Annotated in this window: 14 protein-coding genes; 3 read left to right on the top strand and 11 right to left on the bottom strand. The window is 63.3% G+C overall.

All coding sequences use genetic code 11. The features are described from left to right. Window positions 1-8: 8 nt before the first annotated feature. The 6 genes from ACPZMI_RS17090 to ACPZMI_RS17065 all read right to left on the bottom strand — a co-directional run bounded on the left by ACPZMI_RS17090 (window position 9) and on the right by ACPZMI_RS17065 (window position 17,388). A complete protein-coding gene (locus ACPZMI_RS17090) occupies window positions 9-1,655 on the bottom strand; it encodes an AMP-binding protein (RefSeq protein WP_186666158.1) in 1,647 nt (548 codons plus the stop codon). A 139-nt stretch (window positions 1,656-1,794) separates the two neighbouring features. Next, window positions 1,795-6,249 (bottom strand): NEL-type E3 ubiquitin ligase domain-containing protein, encoded by a 4,455-nt coding sequence (locus ACPZMI_RS17085; RefSeq protein ID WP_426352710.1) that lies wholly within the window; start codon window positions 6,247-6,249, stop codon window positions 1,795-1,797. 101 nt (window positions 6,250-6,350) lie between these two features. Further along, window positions 6,351-10,805, bottom strand: coding sequence for an NEL-type E3 ubiquitin ligase domain-containing protein (locus tag ACPZMI_RS17080; protein WP_426352709.1), 4,455 nt, complete (start codon window positions 10,803-10,805; stop codon window positions 6,351-6,353). A 54-nt stretch (window positions 10,806-10,859) separates the two neighbouring features. Next, on the bottom strand, window positions 10,860-11,897 hold the full coding sequence (locus tag ACPZMI_RS17075) for an AraC family transcriptional regulator (RefSeq protein WP_426352708.1): 1,038 nt from the start codon (window positions 11,895-11,897) through the stop codon (window positions 10,860-10,862). A gap of 69 nt (window positions 11,898-11,966) precedes the next feature. Then, a complete protein-coding gene (locus ACPZMI_RS17070; RefSeq protein WP_426352707.1) occupies window positions 11,967-16,439 on the bottom strand; it encodes an NEL-type E3 ubiquitin ligase domain-containing protein in 4,473 nt (1,490 codons plus the stop codon). Window positions 16,440-16,524: 85 nt separating this feature from the next. Beyond that, entirely contained in the window at window positions 16,525-17,388 is an 864-nt protein-coding gene (locus ACPZMI_RS17065) for a LysR substrate-binding domain-containing protein (RefSeq protein WP_186708018.1), read from the bottom strand. A 110-nt stretch (window positions 17,389-17,498) separates the two neighbouring features. Between ACPZMI_RS17065 and ACPZMI_RS17060 the strand changes: the two genes are divergently transcribed. Together ACPZMI_RS17060 and phnX are read left to right on the top strand one after the other, a co-directional pair. Then, a complete protein-coding gene (locus ACPZMI_RS17060) occupies window positions 17,499-18,605 on the top strand; it encodes a 2-aminoethylphosphonate--pyruvate transaminase (RefSeq protein ID WP_186666168.1) in 1,107 nt (368 codons plus the stop codon). A gap of 35 nt (window positions 18,606-18,640) precedes the next feature. Continuing rightward, window positions 18,641-19,468 (top strand): phosphonoacetaldehyde hydrolase, encoded by an 828-nt coding sequence (phnX, locus tag ACPZMI_RS17055; RefSeq protein ID WP_426352706.1) that lies wholly within the window; start codon window positions 18,641-18,643, stop codon window positions 19,466-19,468. 84 nt (window positions 19,469-19,552) lie between these two features. Here the strand turns inward: phnX and ACPZMI_RS17050 are convergent, their stop codons facing one another. Beyond that, complete coding sequence (locus ACPZMI_RS17050) at window positions 19,553-20,113, bottom strand: NADPH-dependent FMN reductase (protein ID WP_288375965.1); 561 nt, start codon at window positions 20,111-20,113, stop codon at window positions 19,553-19,555. 156 nt (window positions 20,114-20,269) lie between these two features. Here ACPZMI_RS17050 and ACPZMI_RS17045 point away from each other — a divergent pair, with 156 nt between their 5' ends. Next, entirely contained in the window at window positions 20,270-20,488 is a 219-nt protein-coding gene (locus ACPZMI_RS17045; RefSeq protein ID WP_054894341.1) for a hypothetical protein, read from the top strand. Here the strand turns inward: ACPZMI_RS17045 and ACPZMI_RS17040 are convergent. The 4 genes from ACPZMI_RS17040 to ACPZMI_RS17025 all read right to left on the bottom strand — a co-directional run bounded on the left by ACPZMI_RS17040 (window position 20,472) and on the right by ACPZMI_RS17025 (window position 24,898). Further along, entirely contained in the window at window positions 20,472-22,724 is a 2,253-nt protein-coding gene (locus ACPZMI_RS17040; RefSeq protein WP_411382917.1) for an Orn/Lys/Arg family decarboxylase, read from the bottom strand. The two genes, ACPZMI_RS17045 and ACPZMI_RS17040, sit on opposite strands and share 17 nt — an antisense overlap. Before the next feature lie 72 nt (window positions 22,725-22,796). After that, complete coding sequence (dnaQ, locus tag ACPZMI_RS17035; protein ID WP_288375970.1) at window positions 22,797-23,549, bottom strand: DNA polymerase III subunit epsilon; 753 nt, start codon at window positions 23,547-23,549, stop codon at window positions 22,797-22,799. A gap of 97 nt (window positions 23,550-23,646) precedes the next feature. Beyond that, the gene (rnhA, locus tag ACPZMI_RS17030; RefSeq protein ID WP_186666174.1) at window positions 23,647-24,093 is read right to left on the bottom strand and encodes a ribonuclease HI; all 447 of its coding nucleotides are present in this window, start codon (window positions 24,091-24,093) and stop codon (window positions 23,647-23,649) included. 46 nt (window positions 24,094-24,139) lie between these two features. Next, window positions 24,140-24,898 (bottom strand): class I SAM-dependent methyltransferase, encoded by a 759-nt coding sequence (locus ACPZMI_RS17025; protein ID WP_186666175.1) that lies wholly within the window; start codon window positions 24,896-24,898, stop codon window positions 24,140-24,142. Window positions 24,899-24,939 lie beyond the last annotated feature (41 nt).

The raw sequence follows: 24,939 nt of genomic DNA, 5'->3' as shown, positions 1-24,939 counted from the left end.
GTCTTCCTTCAGGCGCCAGCAGGGGTGGCCTGCGCAGCGCGTTGCTTGGCGATTTCCTGATTGCGCAGGATGAAGCGTTGCAGCTTGCCGCTCGGAGTCTTGGGCAGCTCGCCAACGAATTCGATTTCACGCGGGTAAGCGTGGGCATACAGGCGCTGGCGCACATGCTGGCGCAGGGCCTCTTCCAGCTCGGGACTGGCGCTATGGTCTGCAGCCAGCACCACGAAGGCCTTGATCAGCTCGGTACGCTGCGGGTCAGGCTTGCCCACCACCGCCGCCTCGATCACCGCCGGGTGTTCGATCAGCGCGCTCTCCACATCGAACGGGCCGACGCGGTAGCCGGAGGTGGTGATCACATCGTCGCTGCGACCGACGAAGCTGATGCTGCCGTCGGTGTTGAGCTCGACGGTATCGCCGGAAAGGTAGTACTTGCCGATGAACGCCTTGGTGGGGACGCCGTGGTAACCGCCAAACCAGCACAGCGGCGATTGCTCGCGGTCGACTGCCAGTATCCCTGGCTGACCGGCCGGCAGCTCGTTGCCGGCTTCGTCCAGCACCACGATGCGATGCCCGGGGATGGCGAAACCAGCCGATCCCAAGTGCACCGGATGCACCAGGCCATGGTGGTTGCACAACACCATGCCCAACTCGGTCTGGCCATAGTGATCGTGGATGGTCACGTTCAAGGCCTCGGCGAACCAGCGGATCACCTCGGGATTGAGCGGCTCACCGGCACTGCTGACCACCCGCAGGCGCCCCTGGATCGGTGCCGAGAACGCCTCACCGGCTGCGATCAGCAGGCGATAGGCGGTAGGCGAGCCGGCCAGGTTGCTGATGCCCAGCTTGTCGATGATCCGTGCACAGCTCTCGACGCTGAACGGACCATCGTAGAAGGTGGTGGCATGTCCCAGCGCCAGTGGGCCGGTGACAGCGTAGTACAGGCCATAGGCCCAACCCGGATCGGCCAGGTTCCAGAAGGTATCGTCGGGGCGCAGGTCGATGGCATCGCGCATGTAGCCCTGAAAGGCGATAATCGCGCGCAGCGGGACCTCGAGCGGTTTGGCCGGCCCTGTGGTGCCGGACGTGAACATCAACAGGAAGGGGTCGTCGCCGCTGCGCATTACCGGCTCGCAGTGATCGCTCGCTGCCGCCAACGCCTGCTGGAAATCCAGCTCGTGTGCTGCGGCACCGACCGTGATGATCGTCGGGCATCCGCTGACATCGTCCAGCTTGGGGCGGTTGTTGCGATCAGTGACTACCACCCGGGCATGGGACTGCTCCAGGCGGTGCTCGATGGCCTTGGGGCCGAACGCGGTGAACAACGGCTGGTACACCGCCCCCAGGCGCCAGGTCGCCAGAATCGTCACCAGCAGTTCGACGGTACGTGGCATCAGGCCGGCGACCCGGTCCCCGGGCCCCACGCCCTGATCCTTCAGGACATTGCCCATGCGTGCCGCCATGGCCTGCAGTTGCTCGAAACTGTAGCGTGCGCCGTTACCCTCCTGGTCTTCACAGATCAGCGCAGGCAGGTTGCCGCCTACATGCCGGTCACAGCACTCGACACAGGCATTGAGTGCCTGCAGGTTGCCCTGCAAGGCGGCTGCGGCAACCCGGGCATATTCGAATGCTCGCGCGGCCTCGGCGTAATCACGCATCGTCGGACTCCTGGTTTCTTGTTGTTGGAGTTGAACCCTTGGTCCGACGATAGTCGCGCTGCCTGAGCTTGCGGACAATGGCAAAAGCGCTCATCAGGCATGATCGGTTTGGTCACTGTGGCGTCAGCGCCCCGAGCATTCAGCCAAGCCCTCGCTCCCTGCCCTTCAGCATTTGCCGGGTCATCTCACGGATCATCTCGAGTTCCTCGACGTCCCGCTGCCCCCCCAGCGCCTCGATCTCCAGGGCAAGGTCCTCGGCCGAAAGCTGGTCAGCCCTGGCCTGCAGCGCCACCAACCGCGCCTGATGGTCCGTTTCGACGCCGTCGAAGACCGCAGCATGGCGCTCGAGCATATAGCGTCGCCAGAACGCACGCTGGCTCAGGCTTTCACCCAAGGCTTCGATCGACTCCGCGGCCCTCACCGCCACCAACGCATCCTGAAGCTGGCTATCTGTCACCTCGGCCGCCGAGGCATAGGCCATGAACCGCGAAGTGAAAGGCAGGCTCAGGCGTTCCCGCAGGCTCACGCGGTAGTACAGGCGCACCGCAAGCTGGTCGACACTGTCACGGGCCTCGACCCGGCGACGGATGTCGGCACGGGCGAACAGGTCCAGCCGGTCCAGGCGAAACAGCCCCTGACCGAGCGTGATCAGCTCAATGCCCCGCTCATGCAAGGTGTTGGCATCGGCACGGGCAATCGCTACATAGCGCTGCAAGTCACTGAAACGATCACTGACCGCATTCAGGCAGGTCAGGTTCTCATCGGCCAGCGCGTACAGCCGGTTGCGCAGGTCAGCGTCGGCGCTGATGGCATCGAGCACCGACCACACCCGCGTCGACAGCACCTCGGGCACCTGGGCGTAGTCCTGGGTGAGCGTCAACCAACCCAGCAACTGGAAGAACCCGGCACTGTCGGGCATCGCCTGCAGCGTGTTCCACTGGAACAGCCGCGCGTTGTGCAACTCCGCATCGACCCTGTCCAACCACGCGGCGCGCACGGTGTCGACATTCTGCCGGGCCATTCGCTCGGGAAGGTGCAGGTGCTCCTGGATCGTGTCGAGGCCATAGAGCCCTTGCAGCTCACTGTTCGACAAAGGATTGCCGTCGACCATGAAGCCGCGGCGAAAAACATTCGGCATCTGCAGGACGGCCGCTGGCACAACACGAATCTGGTTGTCGCGCAGGTCGGCGCGCTCGAGAAACCCGCACTGCTCCAGACCGTCCGGCCAGGCGCCCAATCGACAATGGCGCACACTGACCTCGCGCAGTTGCGGCAAGTGATTGAAGCGCAGGACCAACGCCCCCAGCGGATTGTTGCTCAGGTCCAACTGGCTCAAATGTGGCAGGCCGGTCAACGCCTGGATACCCGCCTCATCGAGACGAATGGCGTTGCTTGCCAGGCGCAGGCGACGCAGCTCAACCAGACAGGCGATACCTCGCGGCACCGCCAGCAGATGATTGCCCCCCAGGTCCAGCTCGCGCAGGGCACTGAAGCAACGCAGGAAATCGGACGGTATATGGTTGAGCGAGGTGTCGCTGATCACCAGCGTGGTAACGTTGTCGAACGTAGTGGATTGGGCGAAAGCGGGCAAGGTCTGCAATTGTGCGCCACTGAGCACCAGGGTCTGCTGCCCTTCCTGAAGGCGCCAGGCCTGGCGCATGCGCTCGGCAGCTTGGACGCGAGCGGCGTGGCTGCTGCCGCCAAGCCCGGCGCTGAGCCACCCCGTGAGTGCACTCTCCAGCCGTTCGTAATCATGCTCAAGCTCGGCCAGTCGCCGGTACACAGACCCGGACGCCTGCTGCATCTGGCTCAGCCGCGCCTCGAGTCGGGCGGGCAAGAGATCCGGGTAGATCGCGCGTAGACGATCAAGCAGCGCCTGCCAGGACGAGCCGGGCTGCCCACGCCCACTGAGCGGATACCCGACACGCCCATCGGCCATGCGCCGTGCGGGGTTGAACCATGGTTTCCCCAGGGTCCAGCCCAGCAGTTGCACACGCTCACTGCGTGTGCCCGGCAGTTGTGCACGCAACGCCGTGCGCAACAGCAAATCTGCATTTGCACCTGCCAGTCCCAGTTCGGTCCGCACCTCGACCGACAGCGCGTCGATCAGCGCCTGTCCCAGGGACATCGCGGGCTCACCCTGCTTCCGTGCGTCATGGTCATAGCGTTGGAACTGGCAGTCCTTGTGCACCAATGTGACCTGGGAGGCAGCGTCGGCAACCGGTCCGATAGCCTTGACCACCCGCCCATCAAGGGCTCCTTCGCGCAGCACCAGGCGTAACGCCTGTGGCCACCCGGGTAGCCGTGCCGCCAGCGCCAGGATCAGCTCGGCGCCCTCGTTGCTGTATACATTGTCCAGGTACAGCGATTCGCAAGCGCGGTTCAGGCGGGCCAGCTGCAACAGGCCGCGGGCGTCGTTCGCCACATCCAACGGCACACGTGATTCAGCCAGGGCGATCTTGCGCAGATGGCTCGACACCCTGGCAGTTGCCTGCTGGGCATAGCGGGCAGGCAACCCGGGAAAGTCGCGCTGCAACAGCGTACACAGCGCGTCTGCAGGCAGGTTCTCGGCCACCAGATACCGGAACAGATCGTGGCGCAGCGCGGATGCCTGCGCCAGCAAGGTCGTGCGCAGCGTGGCCTTGTCCGCCTTGCGCGAACCTGGCAACGCCAGGCACCACGCCTCGATGCGCGCATCGTCAGCGGGTGCCTGATCCGCGGCCAGCGCCGTGAAGAATGCCGAGACCTGCCGGTCCGCGTCGAAGCGTCGCAACGTTTCACGCAGATTGGCCGGAAGCTCACGGTTGTCCACCAGCAAGCCACGCAGTTCTTCGACGCTCATGTCCGCCATGTCGAGAACGGCCATGGCCTCGGTGCGGGTCAACAGCGGCTCCTGGGGCCACAGGCTCTGCAGCATCCGTGCCTCGTCCGACCACTCCAGCGGTCGCTCCAGGTGCAGCCGCCAGCCACGCTCGCCAAGGGTTTCCAGTGCCGGCCCATAGGCAGCCACACGCAGCGGATGACGCACGCGCCAGCCACCTTCAGCCGAGGGTTGGTGCACTGCGAAGAAACGTTTGCCAACCCGCAGCCAGCGCGTGTCGGCACTGCTATAAAGCCCATCATCCTGCAGGCGCGGCTGTTGCGGCTCGGCAACATAAGGGGCCAGCGAGTTTGACCACAGACGCATGCCGACGCCCGGCACAGCGACAGGTTCCAGGCCATCGACATGACTGGCGCGGGTGAACCCGCGCGCAACCACCGCTGCGCCTCCCGCCACCGCAGCCGTGACAGCAACGGTCTCGGCCACCCCGAACAGATGCTCAAGGGCTTCGTGTTGATGACCACGGGTCCAGTCCAACACCCCTTCGAACACCTGCGAAAGGGTCTGCACCACCAACTGGCCAAACAGCATCGCCCCGATCGCTGGAATGAACAGCCCCGCCAGATTGGCCAGGCCAAGCCCGACCGACTGCCACGCCTGCAGGCGTGACTGGGTCGCAGCATGATCAGCATCAGCAGTCGGCACCAACAGGTAACGCGCGTCGGACTTCACCCGTCGGACCTGCTGTGCCACCAGTTCCGCGAACAGCTCGCCCTGCGCTGTACTGCCTTCGATCTGCAAGTCCGGGCTGGCATCGGCCAAGCGTTTGCCCAGTGTCTGCAGGAACGCCGGGCGCTGCTCCAGCGCAATCAGGCCACTGAAGAACACCAGGTAGGTCTTGTCCCCAAGCGCAGTGATCAGGGCGGCACACAAGTCTTCCCACGAGTCGTAGCGACGCAGGGCATGCTGTGGGTCGCTGGGCAGGTACAGGATGATGCCCTTGCTCACACCGGCAGCGTCGCGCAGAGCGATAGTCAAGCCATCGACGATACGGTATCCCAACACCGTCAGCATGCCGGGATAGCCTCGCAGCAGCGTCTCGTGCTGCTCGGGTCGACCTTGGGCGATATCCTGCAGGGCGACCTGCTCAAGCGCCGATATCTCCCCCTTGAGCGCTGCAATCTCGATCACAAGGCTCAAGCTCGAGCGCTTGTCCTCGGCCAGCAGCGCGCAGTTCGACGCACTGAAAACCTTTTCCAACTGCGCCTGGTAAAGGCTGCCGACGTTTTTCTTGCGACAGTCGCGTGCCAGATCGCTCGCCGGGCCTGACAGCACAACATCGGCCCCCGGATGCACAAGCCCGCTGCCCTCGAGTACGGCGTCATCGGCGTGGAAGTTCTGCATCAGTCGCAACAACCCTGGCTGGCGCTTGTAATCCGGTCGATAGAACGGCCAATGCACGCCCGGAACCAGGCCAAACTCGCGCCTGACATCCAGCCATTGCAACTGATCGAGCGTACTGCCCTTCGGCAACCGGCCGCCGAGCAAGGCCGTGAACTGCTCGAGTGCGAAGGTGTGCAGCGGGATCAGGTCGAGCGTTGCCGCACGTACCTTGTCCTGGCTGGCCCGGCTGCTCTTGAAGCGGTCCCGCAGGCGGTTGATCTGGGCCGGCGAGGCGCGCTTGAGCCAGTCGGGCAACCCGGTGCGGATAAAGTCATCGACTGCCTCGGCAACGCTGGGTTTGCCGACGGTCGGGGGAGAAACAGATGTCATGGGATAGGCTCCTTTCGCAAACTTCGCCATGCACTATCGCCGGCCCCCCTCAAGCCACGGCAGGAGGAATGAACTCCAACCATGGCCTGCAACCGAGCGATCTAGCGACCCGCGCCCAGAGCATCGCGGGTCAAGCGCAACGCCAATGCCTGCAACTCGGCTTCACGCGACTGCTTCAACGATTTGGCCTCGGCCAGGTACTCCAGGTCGGTCAGCCCGTCCCTGCGGTCGTCGAGTGCCGACATCTGATCGTCCGAGGGTTCTTCGATGGCCGCAAACTGTGCAGGCTCGGTTGTTCGCAAGTAATCGAGCCAGAAGTCGCGTTCGCTGATGAATTGGGCCAGCTCGTCACTGGCCTCGGCTTCACGTACCCGTGCCGCCGCGGCATCGAGATCCGCGCGGGTCACGCCGGCAATCGTCTCGAACTGCAGGCTCCGAGCCTGACCGGGAAGGTCCAGGTCGCGGGCCAACCCCACCCGATAGGCCAGACTCACCTCGACCTCATCGACCCCGGCCCCATCCGCGACTCGCTGCATCATGTCGGCACGGGCGTACTGCTCGACCCTGTCGAGACGAAACAGCCTGCGCCCCAGCATCAGTCGGGTACTTTGCGCTTGCGCTGCGGGCACATCGCGCAAACCGCTGGCAACGAACGCCCGGACCTGCAGGGCGCTGAAGCAGGAAGCCACGCTGTCGACGCAAGTGGTAGGGTTTGCTGCAAGGTTGAAGATGTCTTCACGCAGTTGCGTATCGCCCTGTATCGCGTCCAGCAGCGTCCAGACACGCTGTTCGAGGTTGGTTCGGGCCAAGCGGAAGTCGCTGCTCTGCACCAAACGCCCGAGCAACGCGAACAGTTCCTCACTGCCGTCCTCCTCGAGCAGCCGGTCCCACTGTGCCGCGCGACGCTCACGCTCGGTATCCTCGAAGTGTTCAAGCCAGAGCGTGCGAGCATCCAGAGCCGACGCCCCGGCCTGGCTCTGTGCTCCCAATAGAAGTTGGGAGTAATCGTCGGGCAAGGGGTTGCCTTCAAGCCGCAAAGCCTGGCGCAGCACAGTGGGCGCTTGCAGCACGCCATCGGGGAGTGCGCTGATTTCGTTGTCACGCAAATCGGCACTCTCCAGCAATTCGGCCTGCTCCAGCCCCGCAGGAAACACCGTCAGCTGGGTCGCACGCAGATCGAGCTCGTGAAGCCGCTGCAAGGAGCGCAGCGACAGGGCGAACGACCCTAGCGGATTACGGCTGAGGTCCAGGACGCGCAGATGCCGCAGCCCCCCCAGCGCCCCGTACGCCGACGCCCCCAACCGCAAGTTGTTGCGTGACAGGTTGAGAATGCGCAAGCTGCTCAAACGCTCCAACTCCCCCGGCAGACTGGAGAGTGAATTGTTAGCGAGGTTGAGGCTGCGCAGTCGGCCAAAATACCTGAGGAACCCTGCAGGCAATGAAGAGAGTCGCAGGTTGACCAGGTCCAACTCCTGGACATGCCGGAAATTGGTATTCACTGGTAAGGTCGGCAGCTCACCGACCGGTACTCCAACCAGGCTCAAACGCATGCCTGCATCGCCCCCGTGGTGTACGACCGGGCCTTCTGTACGCCAGATCCGCAGCAGCTCATCGGCTACCACCTGTCGTGCCGCCCTCGCCGGGGCCAGCCCCGGGACTTGAATCCAGGTTCGCAAGGCTCGGTCCAAGCGTCGAAACTCCAGCTCCTCGCCAAGCAGGGTTGCGAATGCGGAACCCTGGCCCTCGAGCAGCTCGGCATAGGTTTCAACCTGCTGGTCGCTGAAGCCCGGATACAGTGCCCGTATACGGGTGCGCAAGGTTCGCGCCGCCGGCGAGCCAGCGCTGCCGCGACCACTGAGCGGATAACCAAAACGACCATCCGGCATGCGTCTGCCAGGACGAAACCTGGGACGAATAGCCGTCATTCCCAACAGGGTCGCCACCTCGTCATGCGAGGCAGGCAACCAGCCGAGCAGATCGGTGCGCATGACTGTGGTCCCGGTCTCGCCAGACCATCCCAGGCGCTCGAGGTGCTCGCCGGGCAGGAAGGCCAGGAGGCTGGCAAACAGATCGCTGGGCGGCTCAGGTGCCCCGTCCGCGTCGATGCCATCCTGGTAGACACGCAGCGTCCCCTCTTTCCAGACCAGCGTCCTCAGTTCACCCGTCGCAGCGGAGGGAAACAGGCGACTGGTCAAGCGGCCGAAGGCGCTGCCCTCACGCACTTCGAAGTTGATCTGCATAGGCCACCCTGCATGGCGACGCAGCAGGCCAAACACCAGCTCAGGCAAATCATCGCTGTAGCTGTTGCCGAGCACCAGTGCCTCGATCGCCCGGGCAATACGTGCCGACTGCAAGGCTTCACGCGCCTGCTCGGCGAGAGCCAGCGGAATGCGCTTGCGGCTGTTCATCTGCTCGACGAGCGCGGCATTTTCCTGAGACAGCAGATCGAGCGCATAGGCCTCGGGCAATCCGGGAAAGTCACGTCGGATCAGGCTCAGGTCTGCACCGTCCGGCAACGCTGGCGTAGACAGGTGCGTCATCAGCGCCTGACGCAGCCGCGGCGCATCGTCGATCATCTGTCCAGCATGTTTCTCGACGTCCAGCGCCGGATCCGCCAATTGCTCCAGGCAGTAGTCGAACAACGACGTGTCCGCGCCGTGTGCGACATCTTGCTCGAGCGCATTGAAGAACGTATCGATGCGTGCACTGGCCGTGAAGCGCAGCAACGTATCGCGAAGCACAGCGGGCAGAGGTCGCCGCTCCACGGCGAACCCTCGCAAAGCGGCCTCGTCGATACCGCAGATCCGCAGAACCTGCGCGGTCTTCAGGTCATCGAGCTCCACTGCCCAAGGCCACAAGTGCGTCAGCAGGGTGCGCGCCCCCTGCCACTCTCTTGGTCGTTGCCAAGCCAGGTGCCAGGCGCCTTTGCCATTACCGAACAGCGAAGGTGCAAAACCCGCATGACCATCGATACGGCGCAGTTGCCACTCACCGAGCGTTTCGGGCTGATGCACTGAATGGAAGTATCCCTCCTGCTGCCACCAGTGATTCACCCCATCGCTGTACAGACCGTTCTCGCCCAGCACCGCCCCGGCGGGTAACGTCTGCACTCGAAAAGGTGACAGATCTTCATGCCACAGGCGGTGGGTGCCCGCCTGGGTAGACACCGGCACCAGCTCATCGACGAAAGCGCTGCGGCTGAAGGTCCGCGCGACGTAATGCCCCGCACCCGCCAGCGCGGCATTGACCGCCACGCTTTCGACCACCCCGAACAGGTGCTCCAGTGCCTCATGCTGGTGACCGCGTGTCCAGTCATCGACACCTTCGAACACCTCCTCGAGCACTTGCACCACCAGTGCGCCGATCAACACCGCATTGAGCGCCGGAACCAACAACCCCGCCAACTGCACAAAGGTTTCACCCACGCGCTCCAGGGCTCGGAGCTTGGCCCATTTGCGATCGTCATTGACGTGCTGGGTCGGAACCGCAAGATAGCGCGCATCGCTGCGCAGCCTGTTCACCTGCGCGTCGGCCAGGGCGACGAAGACATTGCCTGTCAGTAGCTCGCCCTTGGGCTCCAGGTCGGGTTTGGCATCTTTCAGACGGACACTCAGGCGTTGCTGACAACTCGCCCGATCCTTGAGGGCCATGCGTTCGATGAGCTTCGCCTGGATCGTGGGGCTCTGCAGGCGCGTCACCAGTGCATCCTGCAATGCACGCCAAGAGTCGAATCGGCATAGCGGCTGGTCTGGCAGGTACAGCAACACAGCCTCGACGCGCAAGCTCGCCGGCACCACCCGTGGCGGCCAGACGTTGCCCAATTCGACGGTCAAGGCTCCCTCCAGCGGGTAGCCGAGCAATGCCAATTGCCGCACCTTGACGATGTCGTAGCTGACGTGAAAAACGGGCTTGCCGGCACTGACCAAGCGCAGTAGATCCAGGTCGGCTCGCACCAATGATTTTTTCAACGCGGCAATTTCGATGGCGAGGTCGAAGCGCTGGCGCTTGTCTTCGACCAACAGCGCAAGGGTGGACGGGTCGAACACCTCCGTCAGGTGGGCCTGATAGCGTTTGCCGATGTCCAAGCGGTTGCAAGCCTGAGCCACTCCCTTGGCGTCAGCGAACAACAGCGGGACATTGCGGTCGTCGGACTGCTTGGCGACGAACCCACTGCCCTCGCCAAACTCGGCATCGTCGGGAAAATTCTGCAACAAGTGGTAGAGGGCCGGGTGATGAGACTGGTAGGTATCGAACGCCTGGTTTCCCGGCAACGAAAACTTGGTCCAACGCTCACGCCACAACACCGACAGCAGGTCGATCTTCAGGCCCAGATCGCGCTCCAGTGCCTGCTGCAGCAATGGCAGGGCAAACGCTTGCAGAGGCACCAGGCGCTGCAAGGCTGTTGCCAGGCCTTGCTCGGTTCGACGATGGGCGGCGAAACCCTCTCGCAGAGCCGTGATCCGCGCCGGCGGCGCCTTGCTTAGCCATTCGGGCAGGTTTTCGCCGATGAACTCATCGACAGGGTCTGCTTTGGGTGCCGCCAGAGGGGTGGTCATCGAAGGTGTCCTCATGTTGGGAACCTCCACCTTGGTGCAGGCGACACCCGGTATTCAGCCGGAATCCTTGCCTTGTACCTGCGCGCCCCCCAATACGAAGGCTCGATACCCGCCAGGATTGCAGCCAAACCATTTACGAAACGCGCGATAGAACGAACTGGCGTCGGCAAACCCCAGGCGTTCGGCAATATCGCTCATCGCCAGCGAGCCCTCGCTCAGCCAGTCGATCGCCAGCTGTCGGCGTACGCTATCCTTGAGCCCCTGATAAGTCTGCCCTTCCTCTGCCAAACGACGGCGTAAGGTCGATAACGACAGGCACAAGTCGCGGGCCATGCGTTCGGCGTCGGGCCACTGGCCGGGGTCGAGCTGGCCCAGGATGCGACGCACGCGCCGGGCGAGGCTTTCAGGGTCACGGTATTTGACCAGGATGTTGCCCGGAGCCTCGGCGAGAAACTTCTGCAATTCCTCGGGCGTGCGCCTGAGGGGCAGGTCAAGGCAATCGGCGGCAATGATCATGCGCGTGCGCGGGCGCTCGAACTGCAGGTTCTCGGAAAACATCACCCGATAGTCGTCGCAGAACGGCGGCTCGGCACAGCGCAGGTCGATGGCGAGGATGGGGATGCGGCGGCCCGCCAGCCAGCAGGCGACGCCATGGACGATCATCCAGAACGTGAAATAGGTGAAGGCACGCCGGGGCTCATCGCGCGGTTCGTTGATCGCGATCTCGGCCAGGCTCTGCTGGCGCACCAACCCCGGCTGCAGGTCTTCGAGCATCAACGAGAGAAACCCCAAGGCAGTCTCCAGCCCGGCGCCGAGCGTGGGCTGCGCCATGCTTGCCCGACAGAGGAAGGCCAGGCTGCCGCTGCGCAGGCCACGCGGGTCCATGGCGAAGAACTCATCGTTGCAGCGCCGCGCCAGCAGGCGCCACAGGCGCGCATAGGCGTCGGCACCGACCCGAGCATGAGGCTGGTCGAGTTGCTGCGGGTCGATGCCAGCACGCGCCAGCAACACAGGATCGCCCATGCCCTGCGGGCAGGTCTGCAAGAGTGCTTCGCGCACCAGTTGCATGGAGATGGTGTCTTTCTCGGTCATCAGTTGTCCCGGGCTCGCCCAGCGGCCATCTTAGGCCGCCAGGCGAAAAACGCCAGTGCCGGGCGCCACTCAGTTTGCCAGCCGGGCCAGAGCCTCGCGGGTCAGGCGCTTGGCCTCGCCGATCACGACCTGCTCACGCTCGCTCGCAAGCTTGCTGACATTCGTCAGGTACGTCTGGTCGTCCATGGTACTTCGCTGGGCATCCAGCGCTTCCATGCGCTCCCAGAACGGCGTCTCGAGCGCGTCGAAGCTATCGCTATGTTGCTGGCGCAGATAGCGGGACCAGAAGTCCCGTTCACTGATGTAGGTGATCAGCGCCTCGCCTGCCTCGGACTCCTGGACCGCCGCACGTGCAGCAGCCAGATCGCTCTCTGACACTCCAGCGACCGTTTCGAACTGCATACTGCTCGGCTGTCCCGGCAGATCCAACGCACTCGCCAGGCCAACCCGGTAGGCAAGGCTGACCTCCACCTCATCGACATCGCGCCCATCGTTGCGGCGGCGCTGCATATCTTCGCGGGCATAGGCCTCGACGCGGTCCAGACGAAACAGGCGGCGAGCCAGACTCAACAATTGCGCCTCGCCAACGTTGGTCATATCACTCACGGCCGTGGAGGACAGTGCAAGCACTTCCAAGGCCCCGAACGAGGAAATGACGCTGTCGACGCAGGAGCGCGGCAGGCTTGCCAATTCGAACAACTCCCTTCGTAGCGCTGTGTTCTGCTCCAGCGCATCGAACACCGACCAGACCCTCTCCTGCAGATTCGAGCGCGCCACGCGAAAATCACTGGTACGCGCCAAATCATGCAGCAACTGGAAAAAATCGCCGCTGCCCGGCTCGTCGCTCAATCTGTCCCACTGTATGGCGCGAGACACACGCTCAGGCCCCAAGAGTCCATCCTGCCAGACCTGCATCGAGCCAGGCTCGCCCTCCAGGCTCGCATCGCTTTCAGAGGGGGTCTGGATTCCCAACCAACGCTGCTGGTAGTCCAGCGGCAATGGATTGCCATGCAAGGCAAGCCCACGACGCAACGAAATACGGGAGTCGCCCAGCCCTTGTGGCAAGGTATCGATCAAGTTGTCGCGTAGATCGACATAGTCTAACGAGACCCCCAGGCCCAGCGATTCGGGGATCTCAGTCAACGAGGTGTCGCGCAAGCCAAGCTGACGCAGGCGCGGCAGGCCTGCCAGGCCGAGAGAGAACGTCGACAACGGGTTGTTGCCAAGGTCCAGGACGCGCAACTGCTGCAGGCCGGCCAGCGTCGTGTAGTCATCCGCAGTGAGTTGCAAGCGGTTGCCGGCCATGGTCAGTTCACGCAGTTGTCCCAGATGCGCAAGCCCGCTCGGCAAGGTCGTCAGGTTGTTGTTGTCCAGGTTCAAGGTCAATAGCTCGCCAAACGGTCGTAGGAACTCGGCAGGCACCGTCTGCAACTGCATGTTCACCAGCGTCATTTCGGTTATATGGAGAAAACCCATCTGTGTCGCCAGCGCAGGGAGCTCCCGCACGCCGAGGCCGGTCAGCACCAGCGCCATACCTGGCTGGCCATCTGCACGGTTGCGAGCCACCACACCCTGCCTGCGCCAACAACGACGCAGTTCATCGGCAACGACGCGACGAATCGGCCTTTGCACCGCACTGCTCGCTGCCTCGGACCAGATATTCAGTGTCTGGTCGAGCTGGCGAAAGCTTTCCTCCTCACGCAGCAAAGCACTGAACGTCGAACCGGGCTGACGCTCCAGCGAGCTCAAGTGAGCCATGAGCTGTTGGGCATCGAAGCCTGGGTACAAGCTGCGCAAACGGTCCTGTAGCGTGCGCTCGACAAGACGGCTGGCATCGCCCCGGCCACTGAGCAGATAACCGAAGCGCCCCCCTGACACGCGCCGCGGCGCTGTGAAACGGGGCTTCGTGGTGCTGATACCCATCATCGCCAGCAGGTGGCCGCGGCCTTCTGGCAGGCGGGCCTGCAGATCGGCGCGCATCTTGGCGATGGCCTCGCTGCCGGTCCAGCCCAAGCGCTCGCATTCGGTTTTGGGAAGGAAGTGCAGCAAGGTCTCCAGCAGGCCGCCAGGCGCCGGCTGCCCGTCGGTGAACAGACGACGGCCACCCTCGTACACCTGCATCTGGCCAAGGTGGTGGACCAGAACCTTAGGCGGGTAGGCAGGGTCGAGGGTGTGCATGCGACTGAGCACATGCCCGCTCAGCGAGTCGCGGCGCACTTCGAAATTGGTCCGCGACGGCCATGTCGTGACACGTCGCAATAACGCGAACACCAGATCCGGCAAGTGGTCGGAATAGGCATTCTTCAGATACAGGCCCTGCAGCATTCGGCAAACACGCGACGTTACCAGCGCTTGTCGCGCCTGCTCGGACAATGCCAGCGGCAAGGCGAGCTTCAACGCCATGTGTTGCCGCTGGTCGACGCTTGCCTGCTGCACGATGTCGTGGGCATAGACATCGGGCAACCGCGGGAAATCCTTGGTCACGATCACCATCAAGGCGTCGCGCTGCAGATAATCGCCAGAAAGCTTGTCCATCACCCAGGCACGCAACTCGTGCTCCCGGTCCAGAATGGACTGCCGACGACGTGCAGCCACTCGGTCCTCGGCAGGCAGCTGATCGATACACGCCTGCATCAGCGCTTCGTCACCTGCCGGCTGATTCTTGTGCAGGGCCGCGAAGAAGGTGTCTATACGTTTATCCAGCACATAGCGCTCGAGGGTATCGCGTAGCGCCACCGGGAGCCGCTGCTGCTGCGCGACACGCTCGTACAAGCCGTCCTCGTCGATGTCGGCGATGGTCAGGACCTGTGAACACTGTTGTGCATCCAACTCCGAGGCTTGAGGCCACAGGTGCTCCAGCAGCACCCGCGCGCCCTGCCATTGCTGCGGCTTTTGCCAGGCAAGCCGCCAGCCACACTCGCCATTCCACTGCAGGCCAGGGTTGAACCTGCGGTTGCCGGCACGGTGCACCATATGCCACTGCGCGCGCTGAGGATCGTTGCGCACTTCATAATCGTGGTTCTGATACCGCCACCACGCACGGTCACCATGGCGATACAGACCGTCGTGACCGCACTTGGTGTTCGCCGGTTTGTCTGTACTGCGATAGGGCTCCAGATCCTGTACCCAAAGACGCCCACCGGCGCTGGTTTGAACAGGCACCATCGCTTCAACGAAGGCGCTGCGCTTGAAACCCTGTGCCACTGCCTTACCGCCAGCGACGAGGACGGCGTTGACCGCCACCGTCTCGGCGACCCCGAGCAAGTGCTCGAGCGCTTCGTGCTGATGCCCCCGATGCCAATCCGTGACGCCTTCATAGGCCTCCGTCAGGGTTTCGACCACCATCTGCGCCAGCAGCAATTCGTTGAGTCCAGGCACGAAGAAGCTGGCCATTTGCAGCAAGCTGCTACCCACCGACTCCAAGGTATCCAAGCGCGACCGCTTGTTGTTTTCATCCGCAGTAGCGTTCGATACCAGCAGGTACGCCGAATCGGCCCGTAACTGTGCGATATGCAATGAGGTCAGGTCGTTGAACAACCCATTGCTCAGGGCATGGCCTGTCACTTCGAGGTCGGGCTTGGGATCTTTCAGACGTTTGCGCAACAAGGTCAGGAAGGAGGCACGATCCTTCATCTGAAGGCTGTACAGTATCTGTGTCAGGCCCTGTGGGTCTGCCAGCAATTGTTGGCAGTAGGTATTGAGGTCGCCCCACGAGGCGAACCGCTGCAGGGGCCGATGGGCCAAGTACAGAATGATGCCAACGGTGCGCGTAGCATCGGCAGGCAAACTGCCCGGCGGGGTGCCTAGCAACTCGAACGTCACGCCCGTGGCCAAGCTGCAACCCAGTATCCGCAAGCGTTTCACACTTACTGAAGCGCTGTCGGGATGGGAAGGTGACACACCAGCCAGCACCTGGCGCAGCATGGCCACGTCTGCGGCGCTCAACTGTTTCTTGACGACGGCAAGCGCCACTGCAAGCGCCAACCGTTGGCGCTTTTCTTCGCGCAGTTCCAGGCTGAGCGCACCGTCCACGACCTTGTCGAGGAGTGCCTGGTAGTGTTTGCCAACGTCTACGCTGCGGCAAATACCTGACAGGATCTTGCTGTCGATCAACAATGGCGCCGTGTCAAGGGGCTGACCCGGCGCGGCGTGGATCAGTCCGCTGTGGCCATCGAAGGATTGATTCTCGACGAAATTCTGCATCAGGTGATCAAGCGCCGGTTCGAAGCTGTGGTGAACGATCAGTTCCTCACCGCCCAGAAGGCTGTAGTTCTGCCAGCGCTCCCGCCACAGCGCATGGTCCAGATCTAGCGTCTTTCCGGTACGCTCCCTGATTGCATCCTGCAGCAACGTCTTGGCGAATGTATGGGGTGGCTGCACATCGGCAAAGGACTGGACCAGCAACTCTTCGCTGGCCCGGTGCTCTGCGTAGGCTGCGCGCAGCGCAGTGATCTCCTCCACAGACGCCTTGCTTAGCCAATCAGGAAGGTTTTCCGCGATGAATTCGTCGAGCATATCGACGCTCTGTTCAGCAGCAGGCATGGGCATGACTCCTTGGATAATGGCCATACCATCGACAAGACGCCACTCAAGGTTCAGCAGGAAAAGCTACCGCAAATGCTCGTCCTCAAATCGCTACGGCCAATCCTAGAAATGCCTGAATCAGGCGCAACTCACGGCGACGCTCCAGACAGCCGATCATGTGCCGGTTGAGCAGTCCCTCGCCAAGCATGGGCCGCGCCACCACCCGTGGATCGTGCGCCACTTCCACCGACGAAACGATACCGATGCCCAGTTCGGCCGCCACAGCCTCGGTCACAGCCTCTCGGCTGTCCAGCTCCAGCAGCACGCGCGGCTGCACCCCGGCCTGGGCACACGCCTGGTCGAAGGTTTGCCGCGTGATCGACGAAGGCTCACGCAGCACCATGATCTGCTTGTCCAGGGCACTCAGCGCCAGCTCCCCCGGCTCGGCGGCCCAGGGATGACCGACCGGCAGCAAGGCGCACAGACGCGACTCGCCCAGGCTCTGCAGATACAGGCCCTTGCGCGGCTCCACCTCGGTCAGCACCGCCACATCGGCATGCTCGGACAGCAACGCCGCCAGGGTTTCCTGAGCATTGCCCAGGCGCAGGTTGACGGTGATGCCAGGGTAGCGGTCGCGCAATAGCGCCAGCATCGGCATGACCCGGTGCGGCCCGTCTGCTGCGACCTCCAGACGCCCGGTCAGCAACTGACGATTCGCTTCGAGCATCGCCTGGGCCTCTTCGGCCAGGCCGAACATGGCCCGGGTAATGGCCGCCAGACGCGTACCCTCCTCGGTCAGCTCGACACGCCGTGCGGTGCGGCGCAGCAGGGTGATCTGATAATGCTCCTCGAGCGCCTTGACGTGCCCGGTCACCGCCGGCTGGCTGATGAACAGGCGCGCCGCAGCACGGGTGAAGCTGCCCTCGCGGGCAACGGCATCGAAGGCACGGAGTTGGAACAGGTTCATTTATCGGCCTGACTTATGGTTGGCATAACAACAAACAATTTGATTGATGACTGAGCGAATTGCAACCTAGCCCCGTCGTTTCAGCCCACTGCCTGCGAGGAAGCCCCGCAATGACCAGCGCCCCGATTCTGCTGACCCCCGGCCCACTGACCACTTCGATCCGCACCCGCCAGGCCATGCTGGTGGACTGGGGCTCCTGGGACCGTGACTTCAACCAACTGACCGCCAGCGTCTGCGAGCAATTGCTGGCGATTCTGGACGCCAGCGCCAGCCACCACTGTGTGCCCCTGCAAGGCAGCGGCACCTTTGCCGTGGAAGCGGCCATCGGCACCCTCGTGCCGCGTGATGGCAAGGTCCTGGTACTGATCAACGGTGCGTATGGCCAGCGCCTGGCGAAGATCTGCAAGGTGCTGGGCCGCAACTACAGCACCTTCGAAACCGCCGAAGACCAACCGACCACCGCCGCCGACGTCGATCGCCTGCTCGCCGCCGACCCGGCCGTGACCCACGTGGCACTGATTCACTGTGAAACCAGCACCGGCATTCTCAATCCGCTCGACCAAATCGCCCAGGTCGTCAAGCACCACGGCAAACGCCTGATCATCGATGCCATGAGTTCCTTCGGCGCGCTACCCATCGATGCCCGTGAAGTGCCGTTCGAAGCACTGATCGCCGCCTCCGGCAAATGCCTGGAGGGTGTGCCCGGGATGGGCTTCGTCTTCGCCGAGAAAAATGCCCTGGCCGCTGCCGAAGGCAACGCCCACTCGCTGGCCATGGACCTTCACGACCAGCACACCTACATGGCCAAGACCGGCCAGTGGCGCTTCACCCCGCCGACCCACGTGGTCGCGGCACTGCACGAAGCACTGCAACAGTACGCTGAAGAAGGCGGCCTGCCAGCGCGCCATCAACGCTACGCCAACAACTGCCGGACCCTGCTCGACGGCATGGCCAGGATCGGCCTGCGCAGCTTCCTGCCCACCGACATCCAGGCACCGATCATCGTCACCTTCCACGCCCCCACGGACGCCCGTTACCAGTTCAAGGACTTCTACGAGCGGGTCAAGGCCAAGGGTTTCATTCTCTATCCCGGCAAGCTGACCCAGGTCGAGACCTTCCGCGTCGGCTGCATCGGTGTGGTCGGTGCGGCGGGCATGCAGGCCGCCGTCGATGCCGTGGCACAGGTGCTGCGGGAAATGGAAGTGCTGGATATCTGACCCCTTTGCCCACCTCATTGAAGGAAATCGCGCACATGAACTACAGCAACCCCACCCAGCTGCAAGCCGCCATCCTCGATTGGGCCGGCACCGTCGTCGACTTCGGCTCCTTCGCCCCGACCCAGATCTTCGTCGAGGCCTTTGCCGAATTCGATGTCGAGGTATCCATCGATGAGGCCCGCGGGCCGATGGGCATGGGCAAGTGGGACCATATCCGCACTCTGTGCGATGTGCCGGAAATCGCCGAGCGTTACCGCAAGGTATTTGGCCGTACCCCGACCGATGATGACGTCACGGCCATCTACGAACGTTTCATGCCCCTGCAGATCGAGAAGATCGCCGTGCATTCGGCGCTGATTCCCGGTGCACTGGACACTCTCACCGGGCTGCGCAACGAGGGCCTGAAGATCGGCTCGTGTTCGGGCTACCCGAAAGTGGTGATGGACAAGGTGGTAGAGCTGGCAGCACGCAATGGCTATGTCGCCGATCACGTGGTGGCCACCGACGAAACGCCCAACGGTCGCCCATGGCCGGCCCAGGCCCTGGCCAACGTCATTGCCCTGGGCATCGACGATGTCGCCGCGTGCGTGAAGGTGGACGACACCGTACCGGGCATTCTGGAAGGCCGTCGTGCCGGGATGTGGACAGTGGCGCTGGTGTGCTCGGGCAATGCGCTGGGGCTGACTTGGGAGCAATACCAGGCGCTGAGCGCCGAGCAACTGGAGCAGGAGCGCAAGCGCATTCATACGCTGTTCGAGGGTTCGCGACCGCACTACCTGATCGACACCATCAACAAGCTACCGGAGGTGGTTGCCGATATCAATCGGCGGCTGGCCAAGGGGGAAATGCCGCAAGGCGTGTGATGGATGGGCAATGACGCATTCGCGGGCACGTCGCAGCGGCGAACAGCCACTGCGACTTGCCCGCGAAAAGGATAACGAGCGCTATCAGACCGCCCGATTCAGCTTCACCCACGCGGCAAACCGGTCAATGAATGCCTGCAGGAACGGCCGAGTCTTGTCGCTGAGCTTGCCCGCCTCGTCGAACAGTGTCTCCGCGCCTCCGATGTAGGCTTCGGGCATCTGCATGCAGGGCATGTCGAGAAAGACCAGCGATTGGCGCAATGCATGGTTGGCACCAAAGCCACCGATCGCCCCCGGCGACACACTGGCCACCGCCGTCGGCTTGCCGCCCCAGGCACTCTGCCCGTAAGGTCGCGAGCCAACATCGATGGCGTTCTTCAACGCCCCCGGCACCGAGCGGTTGTACTCCGGGGTGACGAACAGCACTGCATCGCTGCGGCGGATCTCGTCGCGAAAACGCTGCCAGGGTGCCGGCACGCCCGCGGCCTCGACATCCTCGTTGTACAACGGCAGATCACCGATCTCGATGATTTTCAACCTAAGGCTGGACGGCGCCAGCTCCGAAAGGGCGCGGGCCACCTTGCGGTTGTAGGAGTCCTTGCGCAAGCTGCCGACAACGACCGCTACCGAATAGACCTGGCTCATGGCGATTTGCATCCTCTGCTGGGAAAGGGGAACTGTGTAGTTATAGATGACCCTTCTTCACCCTCGAGGTTTTTTTCCGTAACAAGAAAACTTCCCGCCCCCTTCGCTGGTCTATGTCTGCAGATATTTCTCCATATTTCAGAGGTTTCAACCTACATGGCAGCAGTACTGGTCGGCCAATTCCACGCCCGCGACGCCGAAGGCCGCATCTACCCGGTGCATGAATTCCAGGAGTCGACCTTGCAGGCGGACGGCAGCACCCTTGGCGCGCCGATCACCACCTATCGCCTGGCCATCGGCGACCGGGTCAATTACCTGGGTGAAGACCGCTTCGAACTGGCCCAGAGCGGCGTCGAGATCATCCGCATTCCGTGAGGCAATCCACCGTGTAGGGCCCCTCGCCTTCATGCTGCAGGCCATGGACATCGGCAACGAAGCCGGGAAAGCCCCTGTCGAAGGCTCGGGCGAAGGCCAGGTAGTCGAGGATCGAACGGGTCGCCTCGGTGAAGCGTTCGCCCGGCATGATCAGCGGAATACCTGGCGGATAAGGCACCAGCATCACCGCCGAGATGCGCCCGAGCAATTGCTCGATCGGCACCGCTTCGACCTCCCCCTTGACCATCCGGTCGTACGCCTGCCCCGGGCTCATGGCCACTTCCGGCAAGCGGGTGAACAGGCGCTTGAGCTGCTTGGCCGTGGCATTGGCACGGTAGCAGTCGTGCAATTGCTCGCACAGGTCGCGCAGGCCCAGCCGCTGATATCGTAACGGTGCGACGGCCACGACGCTGGGCAGGCACAGCTGCAGGGCCGTATTGGCGTCATAGTGGCGCTTGAATTCGAGCAATTCGGTCAGCAGCGTGCTCCACTTGCCCTTGGTGATCCCCATGGAGAACAGCACCAGGAAACTGTACAGCCCGGTCTTCTCTACCACCAACCCACGTTCCCAGAGGAACTTGCTCACCACCGCCGCTGGAATCCCATGCTCGCCGAGCACGCCCTCGGCGGTCAGCCCTGGCATCACCAGGGTCACCTTGAGCGGATCGAGCAGCACATAGTCCTGTGCCACGTCGCCAAAGCCGTGCCACTGGGCGCCGGGCTCCAGCAACCAGTCCTGCGCGTCCAGGCGCTGGATACCTTCGGCCGCCGGCGGCTGCCAGATGCTGAACCACCAATCATCGGTCGCAATGTGCGCGCGCAGGTTGGCCAGCGCGCGACGAAAGCTCAGGGCCTCGTCGAACATCTCCTGCAACAGTGATCGCCCGGCCGGGCCTTCCATCATTGTCGAGGCAACATCCAGCGATGCCAGGATGCTGTACTGGGGCGAGGTCGATATATGCATCATGAACGCCTCGTTGAAGCGATCGCGGTCAAGCTGGCGAAGGGCGCCGTCCTGCACGTGGATCATCGAGGCCTGGCTGAAGGCAGCCAGTAGCTTGTGGGTAGAGTGCGTGCTGAACAGCAGCGGGCTGTCGGCCTCGCGGGCGGTGCCCATGGCATAGCGCCCGCTGAAGAAATCGTGGAAAGCAGCGTAGGCGAACCAGGCCTCGTCGAAATGCAGTATTTCGACACTCGCACCCAGGGCCTGCTTGATCTGGCCGGCGTGGTAGCACAGACCGTCATAGGTGGAATTGGTCACCACCGCCAGGCGGATGCGCGGCGCACGACCACGGGTCAGGGGGTTGGCCTGAATCTTGGCCGCGATCGACTCGCGGCTGAACTCGCTGAGCGGGATCGGCCCGATGATGCCCAGTTCGTTGCGCTCCGGGCACAGGTACAACGGGATGGCACCGGTCATGATGATCGCATGCACCACCGATTTGTGGCAGTTGCGGTCCACCAGCACCAGGTCGTCACGCGCGACCATGGCGTGCCAGACGATCTTGTTGGCGGTCGAGGTGCCATTGATGACGAAGAACGTATGATCGGCACCAAAATTGCGCGCAGCCCTGGCCTCGGCTTCGGCCAGCGGCCCGGTGTGATCGAGCAACGACCCCAGCTCCGGCACCGAGACCGAGAGATCCGAACGCAGGGTGTTTTCGCCGAAGAACTGGTGAAAGGCCTGGCCCACCGGGCTTTTGCGATACGCCACGCCACCACCGTGGCCGGGCGTGTGCCAGGAATAGTTCGATTGCGCAGTGTGCTGCACCAGCGCCTTGAAGAAAGGGGGCAGCAGGCCGTCGAGGTAATTGTGCGCAGCCCGCGCCACCTGTCGGGCCAGGAACGGCACAGTGTCTTCGAACAGGTAGAGGATGCCACGCAACTGGTTCAGCTCGCTCATCGCCTCGGCAGGTGCATTTTCCAGGGTAACCTGCTCGCCCAGGGCAAAGATCGGCAGATCCGGTGCACGCAGCCGCGCCAGGTGGATCAGCTCGGCCATATTCTGCAGCAGATGGATATTGTCACCGACGCCTTCGGCGGCGATCAGCATGCAGGCCAGGCCGTGGTGGGTGGCGGCGACCAGACGCGCTTCGGCATGGTCGGCGGCGGCGAGGATGGCGAAGCCATCCTGCTTGAGCTCCTCGGCGATACCCCGTATGCGCTCACCGGCGACACTGTCGGCCTTGATCGCACGGTGGACGATGAGGATGGGGAACTTGAGGTCCTTGTACATCAGGCTGCTACCTCCGAAGGACGCGTGTCCATTTCAGGGTAGTCGAGCCTCAGGGCAACTGTATGGGCAGTGTCAGCCTGCTGGCGTTTCGGTCAGTGCCTGCCACATTGCCGGTGCCCCTGCCGACTTGGCGATCGCCGCCAGACGCTCGGAATGTGCCTCGAGCTCCTCTTCGCTGGCCATGATCACCCGCCCCGGCTGACGCCCGACGATACGGCGGATCTCGCTACCATTGCCGCCCTGCCCTTCGTTGTCTTCAGCGCCCTGGCCGGCCAGCGACAGGCTGGTCTGGCCACCGGTCATCGCCAGGTAGACGTCGGCCAGCAGTTCCGAGTCGAGCAGCGCGCCGTGCAGGTCGCGGCCTGAGTTGTCGATGCCGTAGCGTTTGCACAGCGCATCGAGGCTGTTGCGCTGGCCCGGATGGCGCGAGCGCGCCATCATCAGGGTGTCGAGGATGGTGCAGTGCTGGGAGATGTCGGCGCGGTCTTGCCGGCCCATCAAGGCAAATTCGTTGTTGATGAAGCCAACGTCGAACGCCGCGTTGTGGATGACCAGTTGCGCGCCCTGGATGTACTCGAAGAATTCTTCGGCGACATCGGCGAAGCGCGGCTTGTCGAGCAGGAAGGCGTCGGTGATGCCGTGAACGCCAATGGCGCCCTCGTCGCTCTCGCGGTCCGGCTGCAGGTAGACGTGGAAGTTGCGCCCGGTCAGGCGCCGGCCGATGACCTCGACGCAACCGATCTCGATGATCCGGTGGCCTTCGCTGACCGGCATACCGGTGGTTTCGGTATCGAGGACGATCAGTCGGGTGTTCTGCTGCTCCACGCGGGGGCTCCAAGCGACTTCTGGGAAAGGGGACGAGTATACATCAAACGGGTTTCAGACTTTCCAGCGCGCGGGATGCGTTCAAGGTGAGGCTGCATCACCCCTGCGCGCGCAACTCATCGACCCCGCGGTTGGCCAGCTGATCGGCCCGCTCGTTACCCGGATGCCCGATATGCCCGCGCACCCACTTCCAGGTCACCTTGTGCCGGTTGACCTGTTCATCGAGCAACTTCCACAGGTCGGCATTCTTCACCGGTTCCTTCGCGGCGGTCTTCCAGCCACGTTTCTTCCAGTTGCCCATCCATTCGGTGATGCCTTTCATCACGTACTGCGAGTCGGTGGTCAACACCACGTCGCATTCGCGCTTGAGCGCCATCAGCGCGCAGATCGCGGCCATGAGCTCCATGCGATTGTTGGTGGTGTCGCGCTCGCCGCCCCACAGTTCCTTCTCGACGCCCTTATAGACGATCAGGGCGCCCCAGCCACCCAGGCCAGGATTGCCCTTGCAGGCACCATCGGTGTAGATCTCGACGCTATCGCTCATGTACCGCCTTCGTTCGCTTGCAGGTTATCGATCGCGGACGGCGTGGTCAGGGCTCGCTGTGACGACGATTGACCTTGGCCAGCGGCAGGGGCAACAGCTTGCCCATCGGCTCGCGACGCTCCATGGGCAGAGGTCGCAGGCCTACTACCATCTTGCGCGCCACCAGCAGGTAAACACCCCCGCCTGCGGTCTGCCATCCCCCGGCCATCCGCTCCCACCCCGCCAGGCGCTGTTGCCAGACAGGGGAGGAAAGCGGCGGACGATAGCACCCGAAGCGGCGTTTCTCCAGCGCGAACCCCAGCAGGTTGAGCCAGTCGCCAACCCGCGACGGCGAGATGCAGCGCGCCTTGCGTAGCGCTCCACGGCCGAAAAAGTGCCGCGCGCCCCAGGCGCTCCAAGGATTGATGCCAACGATCAACAGGTGCCCACCCGGGCGTACTGCGCTGGCAGCCTGGCGCAACAGACCGTGGGGCGAGAGGCTGAAATCCAGGCCATGCTGCAGCACCACCACATCGGCCGCATGCTCGGACAGCGGCCAGGCCTGTTCCTCGCAGACGATCTCCACTCCGGGCAATGGCGCGCCGAGGCGTACCGTGCGTTGCACCTGCGGGGCACTGGGCGGCGTCTCGGCGCTCGGCCCATAGTGCACGAGAAACCCACCGAAGAAGCGGCCCAGCTCCTCTTCGAGCAGTTTCTCTTCTTCCTTGAGCATCAGTTGCCCGATGGGCCCGGCGAACCAGTCGCGGGCCAGGCTGATCAGCTCCAACCACTCGGGGTCGGCCTGGGCAAAGGCTTGGTCGGTCATTGCATTCTCCCTCGAAGGTTTCTCCGGCCACGCCATCGCGG

Source organism: Pseudomonas wayambapalatensis (assembly GCF_049942315.1).
In the GTDB taxonomy this organism is placed as follows: Bacteria; Pseudomonadota; Gammaproteobacteria; order Pseudomonadales; family Pseudomonadaceae; genus Aquipseudomonas; species Aquipseudomonas wayambapalatensis.
This window is presented reverse-complemented; position numbering and strand designations above follow the sequence as displayed.